Annotated in this window: 22 protein-coding genes; 14 read left to right on the top strand and 8 right to left on the bottom strand. The window is 66.8% G+C overall.

Annotated elements, in window-relative coordinates; translation table 11 throughout:
• The first annotated feature begins 98 nt into the window (after positions 1–98).
• From alr to H2052_RS01030, 4 genes are read left to right on the top strand one after another with little or no spacing between them, the layout of a single operon-like run.
• On the top strand, positions 99–1,121 hold the full coding sequence (gene alr / locus H2052_RS01045) for an alanine racemase (RefSeq protein ID WP_293776871.1): 1,023 nt from the start codon (positions 99–101) through the stop codon (positions 1,119–1,121).
• Positions 1,118–1,903, top strand: a complete 786-nt coding sequence (locus tag H2052_RS01040) for an ABC transporter permease (RefSeq protein WP_293776869.1) — start codon at positions 1,118–1,120, stop codon at positions 1,901–1,903. The genes alr and H2052_RS01040 overlap by 4 nt, the downstream gene beginning before the upstream one ends.
• Positions 1,900–2,670, top strand: coding sequence for an ATP-binding cassette domain-containing protein (locus H2052_RS01035; protein WP_293776867.1), 771 nt, complete (start codon positions 1,900–1,902; stop codon positions 2,668–2,670). The genes H2052_RS01040 and H2052_RS01035 overlap by 4 nt, the downstream gene beginning before the upstream one ends.
• Before the next feature lie 29 nt (positions 2,671–2,699).
• On the top strand, positions 2,700–3,137 hold the full coding sequence (locus H2052_RS01030) for an iron-sulfur cluster assembly scaffold protein (RefSeq protein ID WP_293776865.1): 438 nt from the start codon (positions 2,700–2,702) through the stop codon (positions 3,135–3,137).
• On the opposite strand, the gene H2052_RS01025 is transcribed toward H2052_RS01030, so the two are convergent.
• Positions 3,121–3,594, bottom strand: a complete 474-nt coding sequence (locus H2052_RS01025) for an isoprenylcysteine carboxylmethyltransferase family protein (RefSeq protein ID WP_293776863.1) — start codon at positions 3,592–3,594, stop codon at positions 3,121–3,123. The two genes, H2052_RS01030 and H2052_RS01025, sit on opposite strands and share 17 nt — an antisense overlap.
• Here H2052_RS01025 and H2052_RS01020 point away from each other — a divergent pair.
• Entirely contained in the window at positions 3,593–5,491 is a 1,899-nt protein-coding gene (locus H2052_RS01020; protein ID WP_293776861.1) for a monovalent cation:proton antiporter-2 (CPA2) family protein, read from the top strand. The two genes, H2052_RS01025 and H2052_RS01020, sit on opposite strands and share 2 nt — an antisense overlap.
• 1 nt (position 5,492) lies before the next feature.
• Here the strand turns inward: H2052_RS01020 and H2052_RS01015 are convergent, their stop codons facing one another.
• A complete protein-coding gene (locus tag H2052_RS01015; protein WP_293776859.1) occupies positions 5,493–6,374 on the bottom strand; it encodes a LysR family transcriptional regulator in 882 nt (293 codons plus the stop codon).
• Positions 6,375–6,492: 118 nt separating this feature from the next.
• Between H2052_RS01015 and H2052_RS01010 the strand changes: the two genes are divergently transcribed.
• The 5 genes from H2052_RS01010 to H2052_RS00990 all read left to right on the top strand — a co-directional run bounded on the left by H2052_RS01010 (position 6,493) and on the right by H2052_RS00990 (position 11,121).
• Complete coding sequence (locus H2052_RS01010; RefSeq protein WP_293776857.1) at positions 6,493–8,004, top strand: CoA-acylating methylmalonate-semialdehyde dehydrogenase; 1,512 nt, start codon at positions 6,493–6,495, stop codon at positions 8,002–8,004.
• A gap of 156 nt (positions 8,005–8,160) precedes the next feature.
• The gene (locus tag H2052_RS01005) at positions 8,161–8,556 is read left to right on the top strand and encodes a RidA family protein (protein WP_293776855.1); all 396 of its coding nucleotides are present in this window, start codon (positions 8,161–8,163) and stop codon (positions 8,554–8,556) included.
• Positions 8,553–9,701, top strand: a complete 1,149-nt coding sequence (locus tag H2052_RS01000) for an acyl-CoA dehydrogenase family protein (RefSeq protein ID WP_293776853.1) — start codon at positions 8,553–8,555, stop codon at positions 9,699–9,701. The genes H2052_RS01005 and H2052_RS01000 overlap by 4 nt, the downstream gene beginning before the upstream one ends.
• Positions 9,701–10,027 carry a DUF423 domain-containing protein gene (locus tag H2052_RS00995; RefSeq protein ID WP_293776850.1) on the top strand — a complete coding sequence of 109 codons (327 nt, stop codon included), beginning with the start codon at positions 9,701–9,703 and terminating at the stop codon, positions 10,025–10,027. Before H2052_RS01000 ends, H2052_RS00995 begins: the two co-directional genes overlap by 1 nt.
• Positions 10,028–10,095: 68 nt before the next feature.
• Complete coding sequence (locus H2052_RS00990; RefSeq protein WP_293776848.1) at positions 10,096–11,121, top strand: NADP-dependent oxidoreductase; 1,026 nt, start codon at positions 10,096–10,098, stop codon at positions 11,119–11,121.
• Here the strand turns inward: H2052_RS00990 and H2052_RS00985 are convergent.
• The 4 genes from H2052_RS00985 to H2052_RS00970 form a co-directional block, all read right to left on the bottom strand.
• The gene (locus tag H2052_RS00985; protein WP_293776845.1) at positions 11,118–12,644 is read right to left on the bottom strand and encodes a methyl-accepting chemotaxis protein; all 1,527 of its coding nucleotides are present in this window, start codon (positions 12,642–12,644) and stop codon (positions 11,118–11,120) included. The two genes, H2052_RS00990 and H2052_RS00985, sit on opposite strands and share 4 nt — an antisense overlap.
• A 359-nt stretch (positions 12,645–13,003) precedes the next feature.
• Entirely contained in the window at positions 13,004–13,645 is a 642-nt protein-coding gene (locus tag H2052_RS00980) for a trimeric intracellular cation channel family protein (RefSeq protein ID WP_293776843.1), read from the bottom strand.
• Entirely contained in the window at positions 13,642–14,580 is a 939-nt protein-coding gene (locus H2052_RS00975) for a metal-dependent hydrolase (RefSeq protein ID WP_293776840.1), read from the bottom strand. Before H2052_RS00975 ends, H2052_RS00980 begins: the two co-directional genes overlap by 4 nt.
• 48 nt (positions 14,581–14,628) lie before the next feature.
• Positions 14,629–15,405 carry a class II aldolase/adducin family protein gene (locus H2052_RS00970; RefSeq protein ID WP_293776837.1) on the bottom strand — a complete coding sequence of 259 codons (777 nt, stop codon included), beginning with the start codon at positions 15,403–15,405 and terminating at the stop codon, positions 14,629–14,631.
• A gap of 150 nt (positions 15,406–15,555) precedes the next feature.
• Between H2052_RS00970 and H2052_RS00965 the strand changes: the two genes are divergently transcribed.
• Positions 15,556–17,181: an alkaline phosphatase D family protein gene (locus tag H2052_RS00965; RefSeq protein ID WP_293776836.1), complete on the top strand. Its 1,626-nt coding sequence runs from the start codon at positions 15,556–15,558 to the stop codon at positions 17,179–17,181.
• 247 nt (positions 17,182–17,428) lie between these two features.
• Here the strand turns inward: H2052_RS00965 and aroB are convergent, their stop codons facing one another.
• Together aroB and H2052_RS00955 are read right to left on the bottom strand one after the other, a co-directional pair.
• Positions 17,429–18,517, bottom strand: a complete 1,089-nt coding sequence (aroB, locus tag H2052_RS00960) for a 3-dehydroquinate synthase (protein ID WP_293776833.1) — start codon at positions 18,515–18,517, stop codon at positions 17,429–17,431.
• Entirely contained in the window at positions 18,514–19,092 is a 579-nt protein-coding gene (locus tag H2052_RS00955; protein WP_293776829.1) for a shikimate kinase, read from the bottom strand. The genes aroB and H2052_RS00955 overlap by 4 nt, the downstream gene beginning before the upstream one ends.
• A 101-nt stretch (positions 19,093–19,193) precedes the next feature.
• Between H2052_RS00955 and H2052_RS00950 the strand changes: the two genes are divergently transcribed.
• The 3 genes from H2052_RS00950 to H2052_RS00940 are packed head-to-tail and all read left to right on the top strand — an operon-like array spanning position 19,194 to position 21,977.
• Positions 19,194–19,334 (top strand): hypothetical protein, encoded by a 141-nt coding sequence (locus H2052_RS00950; RefSeq protein ID WP_293776827.1) that lies wholly within the window; start codon positions 19,194–19,196, stop codon positions 19,332–19,334.
• Positions 19,315–21,087, top strand: coding sequence for a hypothetical protein (locus H2052_RS00945; protein WP_293776825.1), 1,773 nt, complete (start codon positions 19,315–19,317; stop codon positions 21,085–21,087). The genes H2052_RS00950 and H2052_RS00945 overlap by 20 nt, the downstream gene beginning before the upstream one ends.
• A complete protein-coding gene (locus H2052_RS00940; protein WP_293776822.1) occupies positions 21,084–21,977 on the top strand; it encodes a tyrosine recombinase in 894 nt (297 codons plus the stop codon). Before H2052_RS00945 ends, H2052_RS00940 begins: the two co-directional genes overlap by 4 nt.
• Positions 21,978–21,983: the final 6 nt, after the last annotated feature.

Here is a 21,983-nt window from a genome sequence, read left to right as displayed (position 1 = left end):
CGAAACACAACTCCCTCTCCCGGCCGGGAAGAGGGGATACTCGCCACCCCCAACAGGCATTTGCGCATCAGGGGCTGCACGGCTATCCGTCCTCACACATGAACCCGCCGTCTCCTCTCCGCCTCCGCATCGACCTCGACGCACTTGCAGCCAACTGGCGGCAGCTCCGCGCTCTTTCCGGCGTGGATGCCGGCGCTGCGGTAAAGGCGAACGGCTACGGCCTCGGAGCAAAGGCCGTGATGGACCGCCTTTACGCCGAAGGCTGCCGGACGGCTTACGTGTCGAACTGGCAGGAGGCCGGAGCGCTCGCAGGTCACCCGCCGGACCTACGCGTGAAGGTGCTTCACGGCGTCGATGCCGGCGATCTTCCGGCCGCGCTTTCCATCGACGCGGACCCCGTACTCGTCAGCCCCGAGCAAGTGGCCCTGTGGCGCGCCCACGGCCAAGGCCGGCGCTGCGACATCATGGTGGACACCGGCATGAACCGTCTCGGCCTCGACTGGCGCGGCTTCTGCACCGAGATGTTTGCGGGGATGGATGTGGACACCGTTCACTCTCACCTCGCCTGCGCGGACCTGCCGGAGCATCCGCTGAACGGGCTGCAGCGCGATCGCTTTGAAGCGGTGGTCGTGGCACTCGGCATCCGCGGCGCGCTGGCGAACACCGCGGGCATCTTCCTCGGGCACGATTATGCCTTCGGCCACGTGCGCCCCGGCATCGGGCTTTATGGCGGCAGCGCGGGCCTGCACCAGGTCGTGTTTCCCTCCGCGCGCGTGATCCAGTGCCGCGACGTGCCCGCCGGCGACTCAGCAGGCTACGGCGCGACGTGGACGGCGGCGCGCGACAGCCGCCTCGCGGTGCTCAACATCGGCTATGCGGATGGCTATCTGCGGGGCTTTTCAAACACCGGTGCGGCCCTCATTGGCGGCAAGCGCGCGCCTGTCGTGGGGCGTGTGTCGATGGACATGATCATCATCGACATTACTGACACCCCGGCCGTGGCGCCGGGCGACTGGGTGGACATTGCCTACAACCTTGCCGAAGCCGCCGCCCAGTCCGGAATTTCCGAGTATGAGTTGCTGACTGGGCTCGGCGCCCGCTATGAGCGCGTCTACGCATGAACGCACTCGTCGCTTTCTTCGCCCATCCGGGCCGCGCCACGCTCGCCGCGCTTGCCAGCATCGGCCGCGTCGCGCTGTTCACGCTGCGTGCGCTCGGCGCCGCCGTGCGTCCGCCCTATTATTTCGGCCGGCTCCTGGAGCAGATGCTGATCATCGGCTGGTTCTCGCTGCCGGTCGTCGGCCTCACCGCCGTGTTCACCGGCGCGGCACTCGCGCAGCAGATTTTCGTCGGCGGTAGCCGCTTCAATGCGGAAAGCACCGTGCCCGCCGTCACCGTCATCGCGATCGTGCGCGAGCTCGGCCCCGTGCTCGGCGGGCTGATGGTGGCGGGCCGCGTGTCCTCCGCGATGGCGGCGGAACTCGGCACGATGCGCGTCACCGAACAGATCGATGCACTGACGACGCTGCGGACGGACCCGTTCCAGTATCTGATCGCGCCGCGTCTCGTCGCTGCCGTGCTCGTGCTGCCGCTGCTCGTGCTCGTTTCGAACGCGCTCGGGGTGATGGGCGGCTTCCTCATCGGCACGCAGCGGCTCGGCTTCAACGTCACCTCCTACCTCGCCACGACGCGCCAGTACCTCGAGTGGGACGACGTCTCGTCGAGCCTCGTGAAGGCGGCGGTGTTCGGCTTCATCATCGCGATGATGGGCTGCTACCACGGCTTCCGCAGCATGGGCGGCGCGGCGGGCGTCGGGCGCTCGACGACGAACGCCGTCGTCAGCGCGTTCGTGCTGATCCTGCTCGCGAACCTCATCATCACCGTGCTGGTGTTCGGCACATGAGCGCGGAGATGCGCGGCGGCAGCATCGAGCTTGTCGGGGTCCGCAAGACGTTCGGGCCGAAGGTGGTTCTCGATCACATAGACCTGAAGGTAGAACCGGGCGAATCGCTCGTGGTCATCGGCGGGTCCGGCACCGGCAAATCGGTGATGCTGAAGTGCGTGCTCGGTATCCTGCCGATCGACGGCGGCACGATCCGGCTGGACGGCGTCGACCTCGCCGGTGCCTCGCGCGCCGAGCGCACGGAGCTTCGGAACCGCATCGGCATGTTGTTCCAAGGCGGCGCACTGTTCGATTCGCTCCCTGTGTGGCGCAACATCACCTTTGCGCTAACGCGCGGCCGCGCCACAAACGCGAAGGCGATGCACGCGAAGGCGGTCGATCTGCTTGCGAAGGTCGGTCTCGATGCGCCGGTCGCGGACCTGAAGCCTTCCGAGCTTTCGGGCGGGATGCAGAAGCGCGTCGCGCTCGCCCGCGCCATCGCGGCGGAACCGGAGATCATTTTCTTCGACGAGCCCACCACGGGCCTAGATCCGATCCGCGCGGATACGATCAACCGGCTGATCCGCAGCCTCGTCACCGATCTCGGCGTCACTGCCGTCACCATCACGCACGACATGGCGAGCGCGCGCCGCATCGCCGACCGCGTCGCCATGCTGAAGGACGGCCGCATCCACTGGGAAGGCAAGGTCGCCGACCTCGAAAACAGCGGCAACGACTATGTCGACCGCTTCGTCCACGGCCGCGCCGAAGACGGTGAGGCTGGCTAGCGGCGCCCGTCCACCCTATATCGGCCGCGATGTCCGAACCGCTCTACAACACCGCGATCCTGCGCCTCGCCGCGACGATCCCGCACCAGATGCGCCTTGCCGCGCCGCAGGGCACGAGCCGCAAGGTCTCGCCGATCTGCGGCAGCCGTGTCACCGCCGACGTGGGTCTCGACGCCGAAGGCCGTGTGGCCGTATTCGGGCAGGAGGTACGCGCGTGTGCGCTCGGGCAGGCCTCGGCTTCGATCCTCGGCGCTGGCGTGCTCGGCAGATCGGCCACGGAACTCCGTGCCGCGCACGTCGCGCTCGCCGCATTCCTGAAGGGAGAAGGCGGCGCGCCGGAAGGCTGGCCGGACCTCGAAATCTTCCGCCCGGCGCAGGCCTACAAGGCGCGCCACCCCTCGATCCTGCTCGCCTTCGATGCAGCCGCGAGCGCGGCGGAAGACGCGGCGGTTACAGCCAGCGCCTGACCTTGTCCTTGTACGCGCGGTAGTCGTCCCCGAATTTCGCTTCGAGATAGCGCTCCTCGCGCGCGATCACCTGCCGGTCGATCAGGATCACCACGAAGGGAAGCAGCAGCAGCGTTGCAAGGCTGTCGAAGATGAGCGCCAGCCCCGCGAAGATCAGCGCCATGCCCAGGTACATGGGATTGCGCGTCCAGCGATAGACGCCGCTCGCCACGAACGCCGTCGTCTGCCGCCACGGCTCCGGATTCGTGCCCGCCCGCCGGAAGCGCAGCAGCGCCGCGAAGATGAGGCCGAGCCCCGCGATGGCCAGAATCATGCCGGCAAAACTCGCGACCTTGATGTCGAGCCCGATCGGCGGATCGTCGAGCAGGCGCCCGATTCCGAGCCCCAGAAGCAGCATCCCGGCGTAGACGAGCGGCGGCGGGAAGCGTACCTGTGGGCTATCTTCCTCGATTTTCATGACCGGTGACGATGCCTCCGTTTTGCTCCCTTCGTATCTACCGGCCTGCCCCGCGCATCGCAAATCGGACCGCGCGCTGATGGCGGTCGGCGGCGATTCGACCCTACTTCGCGACGGTGTCGTGTATCTCGCGGCGGCGGTCGCGGTGGTGCCGTTGTTTCACAGGCTGAAGCTCGGCGCGGTGGTCGGCTATCTCGTCGCGGGCATGATCATCGGGCCGCATCTGCTCGGCCTCGTCACGGATCCTGAAGCGACGCTTACCTTCGCCGAGTTCGGCGTCGTGTTGCTGCTGTTCGTGATCGGGCTCGAACTGCGTCCCAAACGCCTGTGGGATCTGCGCTATGATATCTTCGGGCTGGGCAGCGCGCAGGTGCTGCTGTGCGGGTTCGCGATCACCGGCGCACTACTCGTCACCACCGAGTTCACCTGGCAGGCGGCGCTCGTCATCGGGCTTGCCCTCGCCCTCTCCTCCACCGCGCTCGACGTGCAGATCCTGCGCGATCAGGGCAAGATCAACACGCCGCTCGGCACGCGCATCATCTCGATCCACCTGATGCAGGATCTCGCGATCGTCCCGCTGCTGATCGTCACCACCGCTCTCTCCCGCACGCCGACGCCCGATACGCCCGAGGGCTGGGAGATCGTGTGGAAGTCGCTCGTCGCGATTGGCGCACTCGTGCTCGCCGGGCGCTTCCTCGTGAGCCCGCTGTTCCGCCTGATCGCACAGACGGGAACGCGTGAGGTGTTCGTGATCGGTGCGCTGCTGATGGTCGTGGGCTCGGCCTTCCTGATGGCGAGCTTCGGCCTTTCGATGGCGCTCGGCGCGTTCATCGCGGGCGTGATGCTCGCGGACAGCCCTTACCGGCACGAGGTGGAGGCGGATATCGACCCGTTCCGGGGCCTCCTGCTGGGCCTGTTCTTCATGGCCGTCGGCATGATGCTCGACCTGTCGATCATTCTCCAGGAGCCGGCCCGCATCCTGCTGTATGTCCTCATCCTGCTCGGAGTAAAATTCACCGTGATCGCCGTCCTCGCCCGCCTGTTCGGTTCGAACTGGCGGGATGCAGCGCTCACGGGCGTTCATCTCGCGCAGGGCGGCGAGTTCGCCTTCGTCGTGCTGACAGCGGCCGAAAGCGGTATGCTGCTCGCCTCTGAAGCCTCCAGCCTGTTCGCCGCCGCCGTCACCGTCTCAATGGCGCTGACACCACTTCTCATCGCCGGGGTCGACAGGCTCATCGAGCGCGAGGATGACGGCCACGATGTCGACGGCCCCGAAAAGGCCGAGAACGCGCCGGCGATCATCGTGGGCTACGGCCGTTTCGGCCAGACCGTGAACCAGCTTCTCGCCGCGCGCGGCATCCCCGTGACGCTCATCGACCGCAAGCCAGGGCAGATCGAGCTTTCCGGCCGTTTCGGCCAGAAGGTCTACTACGGCGACGGCACCCGTCTCGATGTGCTGCGAATCGCGGGTGCGGAGGAAGCGCGCCTGCTCATCTATTGCAATGACGGCCACCAGATGACGAACGAGATGCTCGGCGCCGTGCGCCGCGCATTCCCCAATCTGAAGATACTGATCCGCGCGTTCGACCGGCGCCACGTCATCCAGCTTGTCAACGCCGACTGCGACGCGGTGGTGCGCGAGGTGCATGAGAGCGCTGTGGTGATGGGCCGCGCGGCGTTGAAAGCCGCCGACGTCGATGACAAGTCCATCGACGAGATCGAAGCAGAATATCGCCAGCGCGACAGCGAACGTCTCGCCCTTCAGGTCGCGAGCGGCGATCTTCGTGCGGGGCTCGACCTGACTTACGGCACCTATCCGCTGCCCGCGAACGAAGGTCTCGGCGAAATCCCGCAGGCTATCGACGACGATGACATGGTGCCGGAACGCAGCGCGTAGACTACAGCAACACGTCCCGCCGCTGCGCCACGGCCTCGTCGATCCACTGTGAAAAGGCCGCAATGCGCGCGAAGCGGCGCATGTCGCGGTGCATCACCAGCCAGAAGCTGCGCAGAATGGAAACGTCGTCCGCGAGCACGGGCACGAGACGCGCATCTTCGGCAGCCATGAAGCGCGGCAACACGCCGATGCCGCCGCCGCCAGCGATCATTTCCCACTGCGCATTGATGCTGGTGCTGCGGATCGCCGGTTCAAGGCCCGGCAGCACCTCGCCGAGATAATCGAGTTCGGGCGTGAAAATGTGATCGGGCACGTAGCCGACGATGCTGTGATCGAGGAGATGGGCGCGCGCGCCGGGCATCCCCGCGCTGTCCAGATAGGCGGGGCTCGCATAAAGGCCGAGCCGGTAATCCGTGAGCCTGCGTGCGACGAGAGGCCCGTGCTGCGGGCGCGCGAGCATGATGGCGATATCCGCCTCGCGCCGCGACGGGCTAAGCACGCCGCTGCCCGCGACGAGATCGATAACGATGCGCGGGTGGCGGCGGTGGAAATCGGGAAGCGCGCGGGCGACGATCCATGTGCCGAAACCTTCGACGACGCTGACCCGCACCGTACCGCCCGGCCCGGCCTCGCCGGAGACATCACCGCCGAAGCGCAGCGCCGCCTGCTCCGCCGCCTCCGCATGCTCCACAAGCGCGCGGCCGCGCTCGGTCAGCACATAGCCCGCAGGCCCCTGCTCAAAGAGCGTGGCATCCACGTCCCGCTCCAGCCGCGCCAGTCGCCGACCGATCGTGGTCGCATCGACGCCCAGTTCGCGCGCCGCCGCATTCAGCCGCTGCGTGCGTGCGACGCACAGGAAAATGCGCAGGTCATCCCAATTCACCGGGTTTCCATACTGCAAAATCGCAGCAGCGTAATGCGAATCTGGGGAATTGCCTGCCGAAATGCGAAAGCCGATAAGCGCGCCAACGCCACTTTCGGCCTATCCTTGGGGAACGAGCATGTCCGGCACCTTGCGCGAGATCGACCTTTTCATCGGCGGCGAAACCGTCCGCAGCACGAGCGGCCGCTTCGGCGACGTGTTCAACCCCAATACCGGCAAGGTGCAGGCGCGCGTCCAGTTCGCAACTGATGCCGAGATCGCCCGCGCGGTCGAGGTGGCGAAGGCTGCGCAAATCGGCTGGGCCGCGACCAATCCGCAGCGCCGCGCGCGTGTGATGTTCGAGTTCAAGCGCCTCATCGAGCGCGATATGGACAGGCTCGCTGAGCTGCTGTCGTCGGAGCACGGCAAGGTGATCGCCGATTCGAAGGGCGACATCCAGCGCGGGCTCGAAGTCATCGAATTCGCCTGTGGCATCCCGCACGCGCTGAAGGGCGAATACACACAGGGCGCCGGCCCCGGCATCGACGTCTATTCGATGCGCCAGCCGCTCGGCGTCGTTGCGGGTATCACGCCGTTCAACTTCCCAGCGATGATCCCGATGTGGATGTTCGGCGTCGCCATCGCGGTGGGCAACGCCTTCATCCTGAAGCCTTCAGAACGCGACCCTTCGGTGCCGATCGAGCTTGCAAAGCTGATGATGGAAGCAGGGCTTCCGGCGGGCGTGCTCAACGTCGTCCACGGCGACAAGAGCGCGGTGGATGCCATCCTCGACCATGGCGATATCCACGCCGTGAGCTTCGTCGGCTCGTCGGACATCGCGCACTACGTCTACCAGCGCGGCGCCGCCGCCGGTAAGCGCGTGCAGGCGATGGGTGGCGCGAAGAACCACGGCATCGTGATGCCCGACGCCGATCTCGACCAAGTGGTCAACGATCTCGCCGGCGCCGCCTTCGGCTCCGCGGGCGAGCGCTGCATGGCGCTTCCGGTCGTCGTGCCGGTCGGCGACAAGACCGCTGCGAACCTCCGCGAAAAGCTGCTCCCTGCAATTGCGGCGCTGCGCGTTGGCATCTCCACCGACGCCGAGGCGCACTACGGCCCCGTCGTCACGGCCGCGCACAAGGCGAAGATCGAGAACTACATCCAGATGGGCGTGGATGAGGGCGCCGAGCTTGTCGTCGACGGCCGCGGCTTCAGCCTGCAGGGCCACGAGGACGGATTCTTCGTCGGGCCGAGCCTGTTCGACCGCGTGAAGACGAATATGCGGACCTATCAGGAGGAAATCTTCGGCCCTGTGCTCCAGATGGTGCGCGCCGACAGCTTCGAGGACGCGCTGACGCTTCCGACGCAGCATCAGTATGGCAACGGCGTCGCCATCTTCACGCGCAACGGTCACGCCGCCCGCGAATTCGCCGCGCGCGTCAACGTTGGCATGGTGGGCATCAACGTGCCGATCCCGGTGCCGGTCGCCTACCACACGTTCGGCGGCTGGAAGCGCTCGGCATTCGGCGACACCAACCAGCACGGCATGGAGGGCGTGAAGTTCTGGACCAAGGTGAAGACCATCACCCAGCGCTGGCCCGACGGCTCGCCAGACGGCAGTAACGCCTTTGTCATCCCCACAATGGGGTGATCCGTTCAAACCCCTCTTCCTAGGGGGAGGGCTTTGAATATGCACAGTTCGTGGGGTCTTGCTTGCTCGCCCATCCCCCCTCCACAAGGCGACACGGGACGGCTAACAAGCGCAGCATTCAACACCCCCCGCCGCGGAAGGCGTAAGCGAGGAACCATGACCACACGAACCAAAGCCAGCTCAGGCTCACCCTTCGAGGCTACGATCGGCTTCTCACGCGCCGTCCGCGTGGGAGACCGCATCCTGGTTTCGGGTACCGCCCCCGTCGAGCCCGACGGCACCTCCACGCCCGGCGGCGCAGAAGCGCAGACCGCGCGCTGTCTTGCGGTCATCGTTGCCGCGATCGAGCAACTCGGCGGCAGTGCGACCGACGTCGTGCGCACGCGCATGTACCTCACCGATGCCGCCGACGCCGATGCTGTCGGCCGCGCACACGGCGCGGTTTTCAGCGATATCCGTCCTGCCTCGACGATGGTCGTGGTCGCGGCGCTGCTGCGTCCCGAATGGAAGGTGGAAATCGAGGCGGAGGCCATTATAGGGACCAGCCTATGACCCAGTTCGACCTCACCGAGGATCAGCGCGCAATCCAGGAAATGGCGCAGCGCTTCACCGCCGACGCCATCACCCCCTTCGCCGCAAAGTGGGATGAGGACCACGTCTTCCCGCGCGACACGATCAAATCCGCCGCCGAACTCGGCTTCGCCGCGATTTACGTATCCGAAGAGTCCGGGGGCATCGGCCTCGGGCGTCTGGAGTCGGCGCTCATCATGGAAGCGATGGCCTACGGCTGCCCAGCCGTCTCCGCGTTCATCTCGATCCACAACATGGCCTCGTGGATGATCGACAGCTTCGGTTCCGAGACGGTGAAGTCGAAGTACCTGCCCAGCCTCGTCACGATGGACCGGATCGCGAGTTACTGCCTCACCGAGCCGGGTTCGGGGTCGGACGCCGCGGCACTCAAGACCAAGGCCGTACGCGACGGCGACCATTATGTCGTTACCGGCTCGAAGGCGTTCATCTCGGGCGCGGGACAGAACGAGGTCTACGTCACGATGGTCCGCACCGGCAGTGAAGGCCCCAAGGGGATCTCCTGCCTCGTCATCGAGAAGGACATGCCGGGCGTCAGCTTCGGCGCCAACGAGAAGAAGATGGGCTGGCGCGCACAGCCGACCGCGCAGGTCAACTTCGACGGCGTGCGCGTTCCGGTCGAAAACCTCGTCGGCGGCGAGGGCGACGGCTTCAAGATCGCCATGGCCGGCCTCGACGGCGGCCGCCTCAACATCGGCGCGTGCAGCCTGGGCGGCGCACAGCGTGCGATCGACGAAGCGCTCGCCTACACACGGCAGCGCAGCCAGTTCGGCAAGGCCATCGCCGATTTCCAGAACACGCAGTTCCGCCTCGCCGACATGGAGACGGAACTTCAGGCCGCGCGCATCCTGCTCTACGCTGCCGCCGCCAAGGTGACGGCGCAGGCGCCCGATAAGACCAAGTTCTCGGCGATGGCGAAGCGTTTCGCAACCGACACTGGCATGTCGGTCGTCGACCGCGCGCTGCAGATGTTCGGCGGCTATGGCTATCTGCAGGACTATCCGATCGAGAAGCTGTATCGCGACCTTCGCGTCCACCAGATCCTCGAGGGCACCAACGAGATCATGCGAGTCGTAATCGCACGTGAACTCATGCGGGCCGCGAACTGATGCTCGGCGCGCTGGCGGCGCTGAACGGTCTCCTCGCGGTGATCGTCGGTGCGTTCGGCGCGCACGCGATGACGGACCCGCAGGCAAAGGCCTGGGTCGCGACCGGCGCCGTCTATGGCCTCGCCCATGCCGCGACCGCACTTGCCGTGATGACGCGCGCGCCTGCGGCGGCATGGAGCATGACGTTCGGCGCGCTTGTCTTTTCGGGCACGCTTTATCTGATGGCACTCGGCCTGCCGCGCTGGCTCGGCGCAGTGACACCTATCGGCGGCGTGCTGATGATCGCCGGCTGGGCACTGCTCATCTGGCACGCGCTTCGCGCCTGATGCGTTGAATAGCGGCGCGGCGCGCTAAAACGCGCTAGCGTCTCCCGATTCGAATCGGGAGACGCGCCATGACCATCTCGCAGCAATGGACACTTGCCAGCCGTCCGCAGGGCGCGCCCACGGCGGACAACTTCAAATGGGTTGAAACCGAGCTTCCCGCACCGGGCGAGGGACAGGTGCTCGCCCGCACGCTGTGGATGTCGCTCGATCCCTACATGCGCGGCCGCATGTCGGAGGGAGCATCTTACGCTTCGCCTGTACCGGTGGGCGGCGTGATGGAAGGCGAGACGGTCGGCGAGATCATCGAATCTCGCGACAGCCGCTTCAAGCCGGGCGACATCGTCGCCGGGCGTTCGGGCTGGCAATCGCACTGGGTTCTGCCCGCCGCTGAACTGCGCGCGCTCCCCAAAGGCCCCTTCCCGCTCTCCTATCACCTCGGGATGCTCGGTATGCCCGGTCTCACCGCATACACGGGCCTAATGCGGATCGGTCAGCCGAAAGCGGGCGAAACCGTCTGCGTCGCTGCCGCATCGGGCGCAGTCGGATCGATCGTCGGACAGATCGCGCAGCGCCTCGGTTGTCGCACAATCGGCATCGCCGGCGGCAAGGAGAAGTGCGATTTCGTCGTGAACGAGCTCGGCTTCGACGCCTGCCTCGACCACCACGACGCAAACCTCGGCGCTGCACTCAAGGAAGCCGCCCCCAAAGGTATCGACATCTATTTCGAGAACGTCGGCGGCAAGGTCTGGGAAGCTGTCCTCCCGCGCCTCAACGACTTCGCACGCGTCCCCGTCTGCGGCCTTATCGCAGCCTACAATGCGACGAGCCGCGAGGAACTCTCCGGTAGCATCCTGATGGCCGAACTGATGCGCGCCGTATTGGTGAAGCGCCTGCACCTCGAAGGCTTCATCGTCAGCGACTACTGGGCCGAGACCATGCCGAAGTTCGCTGCCGACATGACACGCTGGCAAGGCGAAAAACTCTTCGTCTACCGGGAGGACGTGACCGAAGGGCTGAAGAATGCGCCCGAGGCCTTCATCGGGCTTCTTGAGGGCAAGAACTTCGGCAAGGCCGTGGTGAAGGTCGCCGACTAGGCCGCGCGAAGTTCGGCAAGGACGCTGCGCACGGTCTGATCGAGTTCCACCGATCGTGCCGATACACTGGTCGCTATCTGATCGGCCTGCTGCATCGCTTTAGCGACCTCGCTGAGAACCCTGTCGAGCGCCTCGACGTCGCCGGATGCCGCATCAATCTGCGCGGCCATCTCATCGGCGGCAGACGCGATCTCGGTCGTTGCCCTGATCTGATCGCTGACCGCTTCCACGATGCCCGCGGTCGAAACATCGATCGATAGCACCTTTCCGGTCGCATCCGAGATCGCACTCGAAACGCTCGCTGTCGCAGCACGGATGTCCGTGAGATGGCGCTCGATCTGGCGCGTCGCCTCTGCGGTTTGGGAGGACAGCAGCTTCATCTCGCTGGCAACGACAAGGAACCCAGAGCCATCCCCGGACTGGCGTGCCGCCTCGATCGCAGCGTTGAACGACAGCATATGGCTCTGCGCCGCAACCTGCGAAATAATGCCAAGGATCTGGCTCGCGGCGTCGACGGTACCGCCGAGCGAATTGATTTCCGGTTCCAACTGCCGCGTCGCGCTGGCCGCTGCCCGTGCCGTATCACGGACCTCACCGGAATTCGTGCCGACCGCATGGATCGAAGAAACCAGCGCGCCCGTGTCAGCAGCCACGGCCCGCACTTCCTGTTCGGCGCGCCGGTGGGATTTGCGAAGCTGCTCGGACCGAAGCGCAGCGCCCGAGAGAAGACGCACCAGCTCTTCTTTGCTGCTCGCGAGTTGCACGCCCATGCTGTTGAGATCGGAAACGATCGCGCCGAGCCGTGCCTCCAGCGCATCGGCGACAAGGCGCCTGCGGTCTGCCGCCTCGGCAGCGCGGCGCATACTTTCTTCCGCAGCGCGGTGATGTTCCGCCTCCGCCTGTGCGATCTTCAGCGCTTTCAGACTGGCTTCGGCCTCGCCCCTCGCCACATCCGCTTCCACCTGCAGTGCAAGGCTACGCTGCACCTCTTCCGCTTTGCCGGTGATGAGGGCTGAGAGCTGACCGACGACCCACAACAACATACCCGTTTGCAGCACTACGATGACGGCGTGCAACATGACACGCGGAATATCCCCGCCCCCTGCGAACACCCAGTCGGGCGCGAGAATGCTGAAGGCAAGGTGATGAACGGCGATGAGTCCGGCCGCCGCGATCAGTGCGCGACGATCGCACAGCACCGTCAGCCCGGCCAGCATGGCAAAGAAGTACATGTGCATGTCCATCTGCCACAGGTGTCCGCTCATCAGATAGAGGAACAGGCCCGGGAAGCAGACCGCAGTGAGCGCGAGGGCGATGCGCTGCGCCGCATCGACGGTCTCAGACCGGAAAACCCAGACCGTTGGGATCAGCGTAAGCGCGACGGCAATGGCGACGACTGGAAACGCCCCCGACTTGCCAGCGGTCAACCCGACCGCGCCGAGCACCACGCAATTTGCGGCAAACGCACCGACGAGGAGACGCGCGCCGGCGCGGCGGATGGGAACAAGGGCCGCATCGCTCATGTCTGGGCTCCGGCGCTCGATGCGCACGCTCCGCCCGGCCCGGCGAGGGGAAGCGGCAAAGCCCCGGCACGCAACAGCGTAAACGCCATAACGCCTGGCCTGCCCCGGGCAACGACCGTTTTCCCATCAGGACTGATCTGCACGACTTGGGCACCGCGGGAAGCGAGGGGCGCCGCGAAACGTATCGCATCGCGGCCTTCGAGATCGACGCCCCGAATGTACGCGGTCGGCGCGGAAAGCCAGAGCACGAGCGGCGCCGCAGCAACACACGCGAGTTGAACGAAAGCCCCCACCTTAAGCATACGCAACTCCCTGCCTGTTCAAAGGCCTAAGGAGAAACGGTTAACGGCGCGTGAGCATCAGTCGCTGCCTGGTGCGCGCGGGGCCGTGAGGCCGAAGCGGACGCTTACCATGCGCAGCGCGAAGGTCCCGAGAGCCCCGGCGATACCCACAAGCGTCGACGGGAGGCCGAGCGCGTCTCCCGCAACGACGATCGCCGCGCCGAACATCGCCGCAAGCGCGTAGAGTTCTCCGACCTTGAGCACGCGCGGCACCTCGGCAAGGAGCACATCGCGGAGCGCGCCGCCGCCGACCGCCGTCAGCACGCCGAGCAGCACGGCGGGCAGCGGGTCGATGCCGTAGGTGAGCGCCTTGCGCGCGCCGGCGACGGCGAAGAAACCGAGCGCCATCGCATCGAACAGCATCACCGGCTGGCTCGCGCGTTCGATCAACCGGTGCCCGAAGAAAACGACGGCACCAGCGGCAAGCGCGGAAGGCAGATAGAGGGGATTCGCAAGCGCCGCGACCGGCGTTGCGCCGATCAGAACGTCGCGCGCCATGCCGCCCGCAAGCCCTGTGACAATCGCCAGCACGAACACGCCGAACACATCGAGCTTGTGCCGCACGGCGAGCAGCGCACCGCCGAGCGCGGAGACGAAAATACCCGCGAGGTCCGCCCAAAGCACCACGGGGCCGAGCACGATGGGGGGAAGGTCGTTCATTGGGAGCGCTCCGGCACGATCGCCTCCACGCGGAACAGCGATGGGCCGCGACGATCCAAAAACCGGGCATCGTTGAGCACGACGCGGGCTGTGCCTGCGTCGCGCTTGACCTCGGCGAACGGCAAGCGCGACCAGTAGAGGAAATCGGCAATCTCCTTGCTTTGCGCAGCCGCGGCCGGGATCGCCGGGTCGTCCATGTGCGTCGCGAACGGTGCCGCCAGCGACAGGCGCGGCGGGAGCAGGCTCGTCTCCCCGTAACCGTAGCGGCCTCCCACGTCGTAGATCATCTGGCGGCGGAACGGGTTGATCGGCGGCGTGTTCGCCACGACCTGTCGGGGCTTGCCGTAGCCCGCAGCGTTCACCGCTTGGGCCGTTTTCACCTCCGCGACGTGGCTACCGTAGCCCATCAGACCGACGTAGGCGGCCACGACGGCGAGCGCAGCGCGCGCCGGGCCTTCCCGTTTTCGGCGGCGGGCAAGGAACACGCCGAGGCCGAGCGCAAGCCAGACCCATACGTCGATGATGAACAGCGTGTCGCCATAGAACCAGCGCTCGGACAGCGGCATCAGCAGGCGGATGCCGTAGACGTTCAGGAAATCGAGCGCCGGGTGCGAGAGCACGCCGATGGCGGAAAGCACGAGCAGCCAACCCAGATGCAGAGGCGGGCGACTTTCCGGCCGCGTGCCACGCCGGGCCTGCCAGCGGTCGAATGCCTGCATGGCGAGGGCAAGGCCCGGGATCATGATTGCCCATGCGAGCGGCCCGTGGGTGATGCCACGCCGGAATGCCAGATTTTCGCCGAATGCGAGGCCGATCACGTCGATATCAGGCAGGTTGGCCGCGATGATGAGCGTGGCGACGCCGAGCCCCGTCCTGCGCTTCAGGCCCGCTTCGCCGAGCGCCCATCCGGCGAGCGAGTGTGTAAGATTGTCCATGCCGGCAGCACCTTATTGGGCGGTGCGCCCGCGTACAACGGCGCGCGGTCAGTTGCGGAACGAGGGGTCGATCCGGTCCAGCTTCCGAAGGAGCGCAGGCCATGCCAGCATCCGGGTGAGGAGCATCATCCCCTGCCCAGTCGATTGGTCCTTTACCTTTTCGGGGGTGCCCTGCGGCGGCGTGTTCAGGTTCTCGCGTCCGGCGGCGAGCATGTGGACCTGCGCTTCGCAGGCACGCTCCAGGAAATACATGCGCATGAAGGCGTCCGCCACCGTCTCACCCACCGTGAGCGTGCCGTGGTTGCGCAGGATCATGGCGTTCTTCGTGCCGATGTCGGCAACCAGCCGTTCGCGTTCGTCGAGGTCGGTCGCGATGCCTTCATAGTCGTGGTAGGCAACGTCGTGCTGCGCGATCATCGCGGTCTGCGTGTGGGGCAACAGACCGAATTCCATCGCCGAAACCGCTTGCCCGTAAGGCGTGTGGAGGTGGACCACAGCCTTCGCATCCTCGCGCGCCATGTGGATCGCCGAGTGGATCGTGAAACCCGCCGGATTCGTGACGTAGGGCGTCTCGCCGACGGCGTTGCCGTGTACGTCGATCTTCACCAGGCTCGACGCCGTGATCTCCTCGAACATCAGATTGTATGGATTGATGAGGAAGTGATGCTCCGGTCCCGGCACGCGCACCGAGAGGTGCGTGAAGATGATGTCGTCCCACCCATAGAGCGCGACGAGGCGGTATGCCGCCGCGAGATCGACGCGGGCGCTCCATTCCTCATCGGAAACCTTGCTCTGCACCGACGGCATCTGGATCGCGGTGGCCATGATAATCTCCCGGGGTGATTCAGCCTTTCACCGAGTGTGCCCCAGCCGGGCCACAAATCAAAGCTGGCAGGTTTCGGGGTTTGGAGCGCGTGATCTGCCTGTCACATTCCGCGCCTAACAGGCTGCCGAATACCATCGGGAAGGGCCATCATGAGCATCCACCTCCGCCGCCGCGATCTTTTCGGAGCGGGCGTCGCCGGCCTTGCGGCCGCCATGCCCGGCCGCGCATGGGCGACCACACTGAGCCGCGGCTTCACGCACAATGTCGCAAGCGGCGAGCCTTCGCAGACGGGCGTGCTGTTGTGGACGCGCTATGTGCCCGCCGGGGATGCGGCAGCGCTGACCGCCGAGGTCGCCGAGGATTCGGGCTTCACGCGGATCGTGGCGCGCGCCGAAGCCCTTGCGGACGCCTCCACCGATCACTGCGCCCGCGCCCGTGCCGAGGGGCTGGAGCCGGGTCGCTGGTACTACTACCGCTTCCGCACGGCGTTGGGCGAAACCTCGCCCACGGGCCGGACACGGACGCTGCCGGCGGGGCGGACGGGACGCTTCAACATTGCGGTCTTTTCGTGCTCCAACCTGCCGTTCGGCCTGTTCAACGCTTACGCCCACGCGGCAGAGCGGCAGGACATCGACCTTCTCGTCCACCTCGGCGACTATATTTACGAATATGGACGCGGCACCTACCCGAGTGCCGCCGAGGCGATGCCGGGGCGTATCCTTGAGCCGGCCAATGAGATCGTGACGCCCGCCGACTATCATCTGCGCTACGCCACCTATCGCCGGGATCAGGATCTGCAGGCGCTGCACCAGCGCTTCCCGATGATTTCGATCTGGGACGATCACGAGTTCACGAATGACACGTGGAAGGACGGCGCGCAGAACCATCAGAGCGAGACCGAAGGCCCGTGGGAGACGCGCAAGGCGGCGGCGAAGGCGGCGTACCGGCACTGGCTGCCGATGTCGGACGAGCCCTACAAGGCCTATGAGATCGGCGACCTCGCGACGCTGATCCGGCTCGATACGCGCGCCGAGGGCCGCGACCGGCAACTGGAACTCGCCGACGCCTTCAAGCTCGCCGATGATCCGGCGAAGGCGCTCGGCGCGTTTCGCGACACGGTGTGGGCCGACTCTGCGCGGCAGATGCTCGGTGCGCCGCAGGAAGCGTTTTTGGCCGATGCGCTCGCGGCTTCCGTGAAAAGCGGCACGCGTTGGCAGGTTGTCGCGCAGCAGATCCTTGCGGGCGAGACGAAGACGCCCATGGATGCCGACGCCTCGTGGCTCGGTGGCACGCCGCCCGACTATGTGAAACAGCGGTTTCAGGCGGGCGTGCTTGCCGGAAAGGTGGGCTTGCCGTTCAACTTCGATTCGTGGGGCGGCTATCCGGCGGCGCGGGCGCGCTACCTAGCGAGCGCGCAGGCGGCGGGTGCCAACCTCGTGAACCTCGCTGGCGACAGTCACAACGCTTGGGCCTACGACCTTGCGAACGGCGGCAAGCCGGCGGGCGTCGAGTTCGGCGTGCAGGGCGTCACTTCGCCGGGCATGGAAAGCTACATGCGCGGCGCCGATCCGAAGCAGGTCGCGGCGGCGCTGATCGCCACGAACCCCGAACTCAAATGGTGCGAGACGCAGCACCGGGGCTACATGACGCTGTCGCTGACGCCCGACGCGGCGCAGTGCGACTGGCATTTCCTTGAAACGATCCGGGCACGATCGACGACAATCGCGGCCACGCACAGCGCGGTGGTGCGGCCGGGCACGAACCGCATCGCCTGATCGGGCTTGTAAAATAGGACCGGAGCGGCTGGAGTGGCCGCTCCGGTGTGCCGCTGAGGCCCGGATTTCCCACGAAGTTGATGAAGTTGAGACATGCTCCGCGCGGGCATGCGCGGGTTTCTGCGCGCCGACATTCTGCGCGTTCGATGTTGGGGATATCCATACGCGCAGAAGGCCGCGCGCTTCAAAGAGCAGCGGCCCTGCCTTGCATGGGCAATCCTATTTCGGAAGCCCCAAGATGGTGCATTTACAGTCTTGGCGCGAGGAAGGCCGCTACGTCTGCCAGCGCTACGGTCTTGTCGAGATAGGCGTCGCCGATTGCGCGGGCGAGGACGAAGGGGGTGGTGCCGCCTGCGGCTTTCTTGTCCTGCTGCATGTGGTGGACGAGGGCGTCCACTTTGAAACCGAAACCGCCGGGGCTGACCGGTAATCCCGATGCGGCGAGGTGGGCCTGCGCGCGGGCGGCGTCTTCGGCGCTGCAGAGGCCGCGCGCTGCCGAGAAGGCGAAGGCCATGACCATACCCATCGCGACCGCTTCGCCATGCAGAAGCCGATCGGAAAAGCCGGCTTCGGCTTCGAAGGCGTGGCCGAAGGTGTGGCCGAGATTGAGGAGCGCACGGCGGCCGCTCGTCTCGCGCTCGTCTTCCGCGACGATTGCCGCCTTCATGCGGCAGCTGTGTGCGATGGCATGGACCTGCGCGGCGCGGTCTCCGGCGAGGAGCGCGGCGCCGCTGCCCTCGCACCACGCGAAGAAATCCGCGTCGCCGAGGAGGCCGTATTTGACGACCTCTGCATAGCCCGCGCGCATTTCGCGGGGGCCGAGCGTGTCGAGCAGCTCTGGATCGACGAGCACGCGCGAAGGCTGGTGGAAGGCGCCGACGAGGTTCTTGCCCGCCGCCGCGTTGATCGCCGTCTTGCCGCCGACCGACGAATCGACCTGCGCGAGCAGCGTCGTCGGGATCTGCACGAACTCGCAGCCGCGCCGCGCGACGGCGGCGGCAAAGCCGGTAAGGTCGCCGATGACGCCGCCGCCGAAGGCGATAACCGCGTCACCCCGTTCCACGCCTGCGGCAAGGATGCGCTCGACGAGCGTTTCGAGCGACCGCCAATTCTTGGTAGCCTCGCCTGCCGGGAAGATCACGGGATCGATCGGGCGATCCAGAGCAGAAGCCAGCTTTTCGAGATGCGCGGCCGCGACGGTTTCATCGGTGACGACGAGCTGCGGCCGGCCGCTTTTGGGAAGCGCGATCTCGCGCCCCGCATCGGCGAGGATGCCTGGCGCGATGACGATATCGTAGGCGCGCGCGCCAAGCTCGACCCGAACGACGTCCTTCACGCGGATTCTCCCAAACGGCGGAGTTCCGCCACGATGGCCTCGACGGCGATATGATGCGGCGCCGGCTGGCTCGGTATGCGAATCTGCGCCTCGGCATAAAGCGGATTGCGCACCGCCGCGAGATCGCGAAGCACCTGCCCGGCATCCTTGTCCTTCAGCAGCGGGCGGTGATCGCGCTTGGAAACACGCTCGACGAGCGTATCGATGTCGGCATCGAGCCAGACGGCGATGGCGTTTTCGAGAACACGCGCACGCGTTTCAGGATCGACGAACGCGCCGCCGCCGGTAGCGACCACCTTGGGCATACCGGAAATGAGACGCGCGATCACGCGGCGCTCACCTTCGCGAAAATGCGCCTCGCCGTAGCGCGCGAAAATCTCTGAAACCGTAAGGCCGGCAGCCTCCTCGATCGCTTCGTCGGCATCCACGAATTCAAGGCCGAGGCGCTTCGCAAGGCGGCGCCCGATCGTGGTTTTCCCCGCGCCCATCAGCCCCACCAGCACGACGGAACGGCTGAGACCGCGCCTGCGGCGAACAGGCGGCGGGGAGGCGTTTTTTGGTTCGCAAGCGTTCATCGCACTCGCTATACACAGGCGCCTTGCCGAAGGCCAAGCGCGCTCCGCCGTGCTCACGCCTGGAGCGAACCGAAACCAACGCGATTGCTCCGGAGATACGATTGTCCCGCCTGTTACTCTGGCTGTTTGTCATCATCCTCGCCGTCGTCGTCATCGGCGGCGTGATCCTGATGTTCGTCGATATTCCGCACACGACTGCGCGCGTGGAGCAACCGGTTTCGAATGAAACGCTGGGTCTCTAGCACCGCCCTTGCCGCGCTTTTGATCGCAACGGCGGCATCCGGGCAGGATGCCCCGAAGTCGCTGCTGCCTGACGTGTTCGGCGCGGCGCCGCCTGAAGCGCCGCCGCCAGCGCCGCGACCGGTCGCACCTGCCACGCCCGGCGCGGACGAGACCCCGGCCGCGCCTGAGGGCGTCCCTGTACCCGGGCTTCCCGGTGCACCGGCCCCGGCAACGCCAGTTGCCGCCGATCCTTTCGCCGAACCGACGCGTGCGGGCAGCTTCGATATCGCGGGGCCGCTCACCGCGCGGCTCGGCGGATACGGCGTGGGCGCGTTCCAGAACAGCGACGGCCGATTCCTGAACGGCCTTCTGCAACGCACCAAGCCGCCGATCGCATCGCGCTGGGGGCATATCCTGCTGCGCCGCGCGCTGCTTTCGCGCGTGCCGACGCCGCGCGGCGTGCGCCCCGCCGACTGGCTCGCCGAGCGCGCCTTGCTGCTGCTGCGCATGGGCGAGGTGGACGGCGCCAAGCTGCTCGTCGATGCGTTGCCGCTCGATCGCTACACGCCGCGCCTCTATGCCGTGGCGAGCCAGGTCCACCTCGCTGCTGGAGACATTCCGGCGCTCTGCCCGCTCGCGCCCAACGCGAAGGCGTTTTCGAAGCTGCCGTTCTGGGATGCCGCGAACGCGATCTGCGCGGGGCTGGAAGGCGACGACATTACCGCCGCCGCGCAGTTCGACCGGCTCCGCGCGCGCCGCGCCATGCCGATGATCGACATCGTGCTCGCCGAGCGCGCCGCAACCGTGGTGACCGGCGAAGGCCGCGGTGCAAATGTGGATTGGGACGAGGTGAAGTCGCTGAGTGCGTACCGCTTCGGACTGGCGACAGCTTCGGGAATCGAGATTCCCGAGCCGCTGGTGGCGCATCCATCGGTGGCGCTTTCCGGGTGGATGATGCGCGCGCCGGGGCTTTCGATCGCCGCGCGCTCCAAGGCGGCGCCCATCGCCGCCGCCTACGGCATCGCTTCGGCGCGCGAACTCGCGGCGCTCGCCGCCGCGCGCATCGCCGCGATCGAGCCGGGCGCCGAAGGCGAAGACGCGATCACCGACATCCGGGCCGCCTATGCAGGCCGCAATGCCGAGGAGCGTATCGCCGCGATGCAGCGCATCTGGCAGGCCGCGAAAACGCCGCAGGAACGCTACGGCGCGCTTGTGCGCACCGCCGCCGCCGCCGCGCGCATCCCGCCCGCCGCCGCGCAGGCGGACGATGCGCCGGGGCTGATCGAATCGATGCTTTCGGCCGGATATGTGCGCGAGGCGCTGAAGTGGTGGCCGGTGCTGGCGGACGGACCGGAGGATGCGCGCCGCGCGGCGTGGCCGTATCTGGCGCTTGCCGACCGGACCGGGCGGATCGCGAACGGCGACCTCGATGAAGCGCGCGCGTGGCACGGTTCGCTTTCGGGTAAACGCGGGGACCGCAAGGCCGCGATGTTCGCTGCCGCGATGCAGGCGCTTGACCCCAACGGCGACTGGCAGAGCCTTGCCGAAGACCTTGGCGTCGAGGCGATCGACAATCGCTACACGCGGCGGATCGCAGCGGCCGCGCTCGAAAAACGGCGCGGCGAGGTGGCGATCCTTGCGGGGGTCGGGCTGCAATCGAACTGGGCGGGCGTGTCTCCCGCGCAGCTTTCGGTCGTCGTCGGGGCGCTCAATCGCGCGGGGTTCACGCGCGAGGCGCGGATGATGGCGATCGAGGCGGTGACGCGGCGTTGACCGCGCTCGACGACGCCCGCGCGATCGCGCTGTTCCTCGACATGATGGCCGCCGAGCGCGGCGCGGCAGCGAACACGATCGCCGCCTATGGCCGCGACCTTGCGCAGGCGAGCGCGGCGCTTTCCGGCGGGCTTGCCGGGGCCGACGCGCGAACGCTCGAACGGCTGATCCACGAATGGCGCGACCTTGCGGCGACGAGCCTTGCGCGCAAGCTCTCGGCTGTGCGGCGCTTCTTCGCGTTCCTCGTTTCCGAAGGGCTGCGGGGCGACAATCCGGCGGGCGATCTCGCGTCTCCCACAAAAGGCCGGCCGCTGCCCAAGACGCTGTCGCGCGAGGAGGTGGACCGAATCTTCGCGGTCGTCGAGGAGGAGGCAGCGTCCGGCCCGGCGGGGCTGCGGCTGAAGGCGCTCATCGAGTTGCTCTACGGATCGGGGCTGCGCGCGACGGAACTCGTCTCGCTGCCGCGCGCGGCGATCAAGCCGGGCACGCCCTACGCGGTGCTGAAGGGCAAGGGCGACAAGGAACGCATGGTGCCCGTTTCGGCGCGCGCCGGAGAGGCCGTGGCGGCGTGGGCGGCGACGCTGACGCCGGGTGAAAAGTATCTGTTCCCCTCCGGCAATGCGCACATGTCGCGCGTGCGGCTGTTCCAGATCGTCAAGACTCTGGCGGCGGCTGCCGGAATCTCGCCGCTGCGCGTTTCCCCGCACGTGCTGCGCCATGCGTTCGCGACGCATCTTCTGGAAGGCGGCGCGGACCTTCGCGCGCTCCAGTCTATGCTGGGCCACGCCGACATCGCGACGACGCAAATCTACACGCATGTCCAGTCCGCACACCTCGTCGAACTCGTCAACCGCGCGCATCCGCTTGCGGGCACGCGCCAAGACGATTAGGCGGGG

The organism is Sphingosinicella sp., assembly GCF_013911755.1.
Classification (GTDB): domain Bacteria; phylum Pseudomonadota; class Alphaproteobacteria; order Sphingomonadales; family Sphingomonadaceae; genus Sphingosinicella.
Note: the sequence above shows the minus strand (reverse complement) of the source record. Positions and strands in the feature narration are given on the sequence as shown.